5 protein-coding genes and 2 pseudogenes are annotated in these 6,195 nt (G+C 22.8%); 6 read left to right on the top strand and 1 reads right to left on the bottom strand.

Annotated elements, in window-relative coordinates:
• The first annotated feature begins 246 nt into the window (after nt 1-246).
• Together IQC44_RS11215 and IQC44_RS11220 are read left to right on the top strand one after the other, a co-directional pair.
• Nucleotides 247-1,755, top strand: coding sequence for a replication initiation protein (locus IQC44_RS11215; RefSeq protein WP_198306449.1), 1,509 nt, complete (start codon nt 247-249; stop codon nt 1,753-1,755).
• 15 nt (nt 1,756-1,770) lie between these two features.
• Nucleotides 1,771-3,096, top strand: a complete 1,326-nt coding sequence (locus tag IQC44_RS11220) for a DnaB-like helicase C-terminal domain-containing protein (protein WP_198306450.1) — start codon at nt 1,771-1,773, stop codon at nt 3,094-3,096.
• 168 nt (nt 3,097-3,264) lie between these two features.
• Here the strand turns inward: IQC44_RS11220 and IQC44_RS11225 are convergent, their stop codons facing one another.
• Nucleotides 3,265-4,536 carry a hypothetical protein gene (locus IQC44_RS11225; protein ID WP_198306451.1) on the bottom strand — a complete coding sequence of 424 codons (1,272 nt, stop codon included), beginning with the start codon at nt 4,534-4,536 and terminating at the stop codon, nt 3,265-3,267.
• A 398-nt stretch (nt 4,537-4,934) separates the two neighbouring features.
• Here IQC44_RS11225 and IQC44_RS11230 point away from each other — a divergent pair.
• The 4 genes and pseudogenes from IQC44_RS11230 to IQC44_RS11245 form a co-directional block, all read left to right on the top strand.
• A pseudogene (locus tag IQC44_RS11230) lies at nt 4,935-5,126 on the top strand (IS21 family transposase); the annotation flags it as partial.
• 21 nt (nt 5,127-5,147) lie between these two features.
• A pseudogene (gene trxA, locus IQC44_RS11235) lies at nt 5,148-5,387 on the top strand (thioredoxin); the annotation flags it as partial.
• A 204-nt stretch (nt 5,388-5,591) separates the two neighbouring features.
• Entirely contained in the window at nt 5,592-5,873 is a 282-nt protein-coding gene (locus IQC44_RS11240) for a hypothetical protein (protein ID WP_198306452.1), read from the top strand.
• Between the two features lie 12 nt (nt 5,874-5,885).
• Nucleotides 5,886-6,164, top strand: coding sequence for a hypothetical protein (locus IQC44_RS11245; RefSeq protein WP_198306453.1), 279 nt, complete (start codon nt 5,886-5,888; stop codon nt 6,162-6,164).
• The last annotated feature ends 31 nt before the right edge of the window (nt 6,165-6,195 follow it).

The raw sequence follows: 6,195 nt of genomic DNA on the forward strand, positions 1-6,195 counted from the left end.
AATAGCAAGAAGTAAATTATAGATATAACATATAAAAAGAGAACTTTTAGACAAAATAGCAGAAATATAGAGATAATGAATAGTTTTTCTCAATTTATATGTCAAAGGTATGAATAGACATAAGAAATGAGAACTAATATATCAAAAACCAGTTTTATGAGAAATTTTAAAGCCAATAGCATAACTTTTGAGAAATTTAAGTAATATATGATAATATACAAGAACTTTTATTTAAGAAGAGAAAAGATGAAAAAAGATAGTTTGATGACTAAGCAGCAATTGATTGCAGAGGAACAAAAAAGACTTTTTAAAAATAGAAAAGTTGTACAACTTAATAAATTTATTAAAGGTGATGTGTCTCCATTTACTGTTAATGATTTGAAAATCTTTAAATTAATTATTTCAAAAGTAGATAGTAAAGATTCTTTATTTCAAGATTTTTATGAGATTACAACAGATGAGATAAGACATTTAAATATAAATGAAAAGCATTTATATAGTGAAACAAAAAAGTCTTTAAAAAGATTAGCCAATATATATATTACATTTGAAGAGAATGATAGCTTTAGAGAAGTAGGGCTTATAAGAAATGATTTTAGATTTGAAAAGTATTCAAAAAAAATATTAATTAATTTTAATGATGATATGGGTGAATATTTAATAAATCTTAAAAAGAATTTTTTTATGTACGATTTAATTGATATTGTAAATTTTAAATATAAACATACTTTAAAATTATATGAATATTTTAAATCAAATTCTTTAAATGTTGTTAAATTAAAAGTTGATACTATAAAAGATATTTTAGATTTAAAAAATAAATATATAAGATACACAAACTTTAAAAAAGATGTGATTGAAGTTATAATTGATGAAATTAATTCTAGCTCAAACACTTTATATTTAAAATATAGTGAAGAAAAAATAGGACCAAAAGTTGAATATATTATTTTTCATGTAACTAGAATTAAAAGCGATGCTATACTTGAAGGTGCTATTAGTGAAAATATGGCATATTCTCATTTATATGGAAAAGAGTGCAATTATTTAGGTAAATATTATACTATCGAAGATATTAATATAGATAATTTATTAATAGTTTTAAAAGAACAGTATTCTAATAATCGTACAAATATTGTAAATGAGAGTAAAGAAAAGTTAGAGCAACAGCTTAAGAAATTACTACCAGATGATTTTGCTAAGAAAAAAACAAGTGAAATACAATTAGACGAAATTGGAAGATTAACTGCAGTAAATGATTTTAAATCATTTAAAACAAAAGTTATAGAAAAATATAGAGGAAAAGATCTTGGTAATTATATGCCAGGTTTTGATGAAGAAGTTATTATAAAAGTTGATGAAGAGAGTAGTTATTTATATGATACAACAGCTAAAAAAATCATATCAAAAGAAGAGAGCTTAGAAATTTGGAAATATCTATATAAAAATAGAGATAAAGTTGGTAAAGTTATCAAAAAAGAGCCTGTCAATTTAATTGAACAGTTTATAAATAAGATAATATTTATTACTAAAAATGATTCTTTTGGAAATAAAGAGATTATAAAATATATTGTAACAGATATTAAAGAAGAGGCAGATAGTAAGGGGATTATTAAATATAGACTGCATATTAATAATTTAGAAGACCCAACGCAAGATGTAGAGAAATCAAAAACACTATTAACATTTGAGCAAATTAAGCTTTTCATTGAAGAAAATAGTGTTGAAAAAGATTACTCGTTACATAACGAATAAAAGTAGGGGGATACTTTGAATTTTATAAATATATTAAATATTGAAAGATTAGTTTTAAGTTCTATATTCTTTGATTATGAGCAAATTTTTGAAGTTTCTTTAATATTAAAAAAAGATGATTTTTACTTAAAGGCCCATCAAGATATATATCAAGTTATGTTAGCTTTACATGACGAAGGTTTGCCAATAGATGAAGATTTTATTAGAAATAGGGTGCCTAAAGAAGACTTTAATGATAATGTATTAATAGAGATACTTAGTGCAAAACCTATTGTTAATACAGAAGCTTATTGTCTTGAGATTAAAGAGAGCTCAAAACTGAGAAAATTAGAGCAACTTTCAAAAAATATTATATTTAATGTAAGTAATGACAAAAATAGCCAAGATATAATTACTAATATTCAAGTTAATATTGAAAACATTGAAAATGAGACTTTACAACAAATACCTACAATTAGAGATACGATAAAAGAATTTAAAGCTGATATGCAAAAGGCATTAGATGGTGGAGCAAAAATATTAGGTCAAAGTAGTGGACTTGAAGCTTTAGATAATATTATAGGGGCATTTGAAGATGGTGATTTAATTGTAATTGCTGCAAGGCCTTCGATGGGTAAAACTAGTATAATTTCAACTATTGCAACAAAAGCTTTAGAAGATGGTAGGGGAGTTTTAATAGAGAGTTTAGAGATGCCTAGAAAAAAAATAGTTAGTAGATTGATAGCTGCAAGATCTCAAGAGAGTTTAACAGACTTAAAAAGAGGATTAGTAAAAAATAAAGATAAATTTAATGAAGCTGTAGAATTTTTTGAAAATTCAAATTTAATAATTCATGATAAAGCATATCCAACAATTTTAGAATTACAAAATAGAATAAAAGCAACTATAAGAAGAAATCCTGATATTAAAAATATTTTTGTTGATCATACAGGAAAAATTCAATTACTTGGTAAAACAAGAGAAGATATAGAAATAGGGCATATTAGCGCTATGCTAAAAAAAATTGCTAGAGATTATAATATTAGAGTATTTTTACTTCAACAGTTAAATAGATCATTAGAATCAAGAGAAAATAAAAGGCCAATGTTAAGTGATTTAAAAAATTCTGGAAATATAGAAGAAGATGCTGATATAGTATTAGGTCTTTACAGAGATTCATATTATAAAAAAGACAAAGATAAACTTACTATGTTAAATTATGATAGTGTAGAGGATGCGGAAATCTTAGTTTTAAAAAATAGAGATGGTAGAGTAGGGGTTGCAAAAGTTTCTTTTGAAGGAAAATCAGCTAGGTTTTTAAATAGAGTTAATAATGAACCAACAATTATTGAATTTGAATAATATGGATATATGTCATCAACAGAATTTTAAGATAAAAAATTACGTTTAGAAATGGTTAGTTAAATTAATAAAGATTAATGTATCATAATCTAAAATATTCAAAAATTCCATTGAAATAGATATTATATGTTTAACACTAATATTTAATTTACTTTTAATAAAATATAGTTAGAAATCAAGATCATCATTATGACTTAAATTATTGATGATTAAATCTTTTATCTCATTAAAATCAATATTATGCATATTACAAAAATTAGATAAAGCAATAAATTTATCAATATCATTTATAGTAACTTTTTGTGATTTACAATAATAACCTAAAGCTAATATTTCATCTTGATTAGTTTCTTCTACTTGTGGAACTTTCTTCTGATAATTTTTAATAAAATTAATTAGCTGAGAGTTAACTTTATAAAATTCATATAAATATTTATCTTTTATATTTATAGATAATTCAATTGTAGTAGAGTATGATATATTATTTACTTCGATATATTTTTCGTTAGCAATTATTTCTAAATCCTCAATTAGAGATTCTAAACTATAAAATGTCATACCACATACTAGTGCATTCGGTATTCTTTTTAATTGAGATTGTTCATTAAAAGTAAAGTCATGATAATTATAATTATTCATTTTTATTTTAGACCAAATTTTTTTATCAATATTACACGCTTTAAAATTTTTTTCTTTTTCATAAATAGTAAAAGAATCATTATCAATTTTATAAAAATTTGGATATTTTTCTTTAGTATAGTTTTTTAATTTTTTTATAAGTTCATTTTTAAATTTGATTATTGAAAAGTTATTAGTAGGATTAATGATATTATTAATTTTTTCTATATACTCTATACTATTGTATCTCGATGGATAATTACAATTACATAAAGAGATTTTATCTAGTTCTAAATCGTAAGAAGAAGGTTTAACTTTTTTAAATGATTTATAAGATATATTTTTTTTGCATATGGGACAAAAACTTTTAAATTCTAATGAATATCTTTTTTGTTTTATAAGTTCAAGTAAATATGGATATTCTGATTTTTTTAAATTATTTCTAATTGACTCAAATTGTGAATAGATGTTAATAGCAGTAATTATTGCTATTTCATCTAAATACTTATTGTTTTTAATATAATTTTCAATATTCTCACGATAATTATAAATATTACCTTCTTTTAACAATTCTAATTCATAATTTAAATTATATTTATTAAGTTCAATTTTTAACATTTTTAAATGATTATCTTTTATTGAATCATAATTAACAAGAAATGAAGAGCATTCATTTTTATAAGTTCTAATTAATTCTTCATATTTAGAAATTGAATCTTGTATGTAATCGTTTAAATTTTTAATATCAGAAAAATTATTAGCTTTTTCAATGATATCATTTATGCTATTTACATACTCTATTTTTATTTCTTCATATTTCATGTGTTTTATCCTTAAATATATTTTTGTAACTTCATAAATGTATAACAAAATAAACAAATTATTCAAAATAAAAGTTTAGCATAACTTAATATTAAAACATATAGTTTAGGGTAGTTCATCAGCTTTAAAGTCCTCTTATGTCAGTCATTTGTAGTAATAGAAATCAGTAAAGTGATTCTAATTATTTATATAAATTTAAATCATTAACAACTGTCAAACGAAGTGCTAAACTAGCCAGTTGAAGAATAATAAAAAATTATATTCAGAATTTTAAACCTTAAACTAAAAAATTAGTTTTGCTAAACTTTAATTTCATATTTAAATTGGAGGTTTAGTGTTAAAAAAAGGAAAAATTAGAATGATACATAAATGGTTTAGAGAAGGCATGAGTAAATCATCAATTGCAAGTAGATTGGGTTGAATTTCCTAAAGATAATCTTTCAGCATTTGTTGCAACAATGGGTTATAGTAGAGCATCTTATGTTGAGTATGAAAAGATAGAAACATTGATAGCTTGTCATCTTAATGCATTTAACTACTTTGGAGGAGTTGTAAAAGAAGCTCTATATGACATATGGAAGAAACTATTAAAGAAGGTAGTAGATTTCTAGGCCCCTTGGTGTGGACCTTGTAGAATGCTTGCTCCTGCAATTGATCAATTAGCACAAGAGTTTGAAGGAAAAGCAAAAATTTGTAAAGTAAATACTGAAGCTGAACCAGATTTAACAGCTAAATATGAAATAAGATCTATTCCTACTATATTATATTTTAAAGATGGTAAGATTGTAGATCAAACAATTGGTGCTACTACAAAAGCTAAAATTGAAGAAAAATTAAATAGCTTAATATAAGAAATACCTGACTAGATAGTCAGGTATTTCTTTTTTTAGCTTCATCTTTATATTCTTTTGTCATAAATTATCCTATTTATTATCTAATATAGTTTTAATTATATCATTAATTTATCTATTTTAGATTATATTTCTTGACACAATATCCTTTTTAGTATATAATAAATTAAATAATATCTATTTTAGATAATACAAGGAGACAATATGGAACAAGATATTACTTGTAAAAAAGAGAAAGAACTATTTTTCTCATATTTAGGAAGTTTAGGACTTGGCGCATTACTATTACTACTTATAGCTTTTTTATATTTTTATAATAATTATAAAAAAGAGAAAATTTATGAAGCTTTTGTAAATAATCAAGAATTAATATGTAAGAACAATATTGTTTCAAAAGATTTAGCTTATAAATTTGATAAAAAAAGAGCTTATCAAATATCTAATGGTGTAAATATATTTACAATCTATAATTGTGATATTAAATAAAGGGGAGATAGCATGTGTAATTTTTATAAAATAGGTAATAAAACTATTTACAGACTTGGAGAATTTCTTTTTGTAATATCTATTTTAGTTTTAGTAGGGTCACTTTTATTTGTTATGGTTTATGCACTTTTCTTTAATAATGAATATGAATATTTTGATTTTAATAATGGACTCTTATATATTGCATTTTGGGCTGTATTACTAACTTCTACAGTAAAAATTGTTCATAAGAGTCCAGATAGTTTTTTAAAATCAAATAGTAAAGAAACTAAATCTAAGAAAGAAGAATAGTTATGAATGAAAAGAGATTAAAAAAGTATGA

This window comes from Arcobacter vandammei (genome assembly GCF_016106035.1).
GTDB classification, from domain to species: Bacteria; Campylobacterota; Campylobacteria; order Campylobacterales; family Arcobacteraceae; genus Aliarcobacter; species Aliarcobacter vandammei.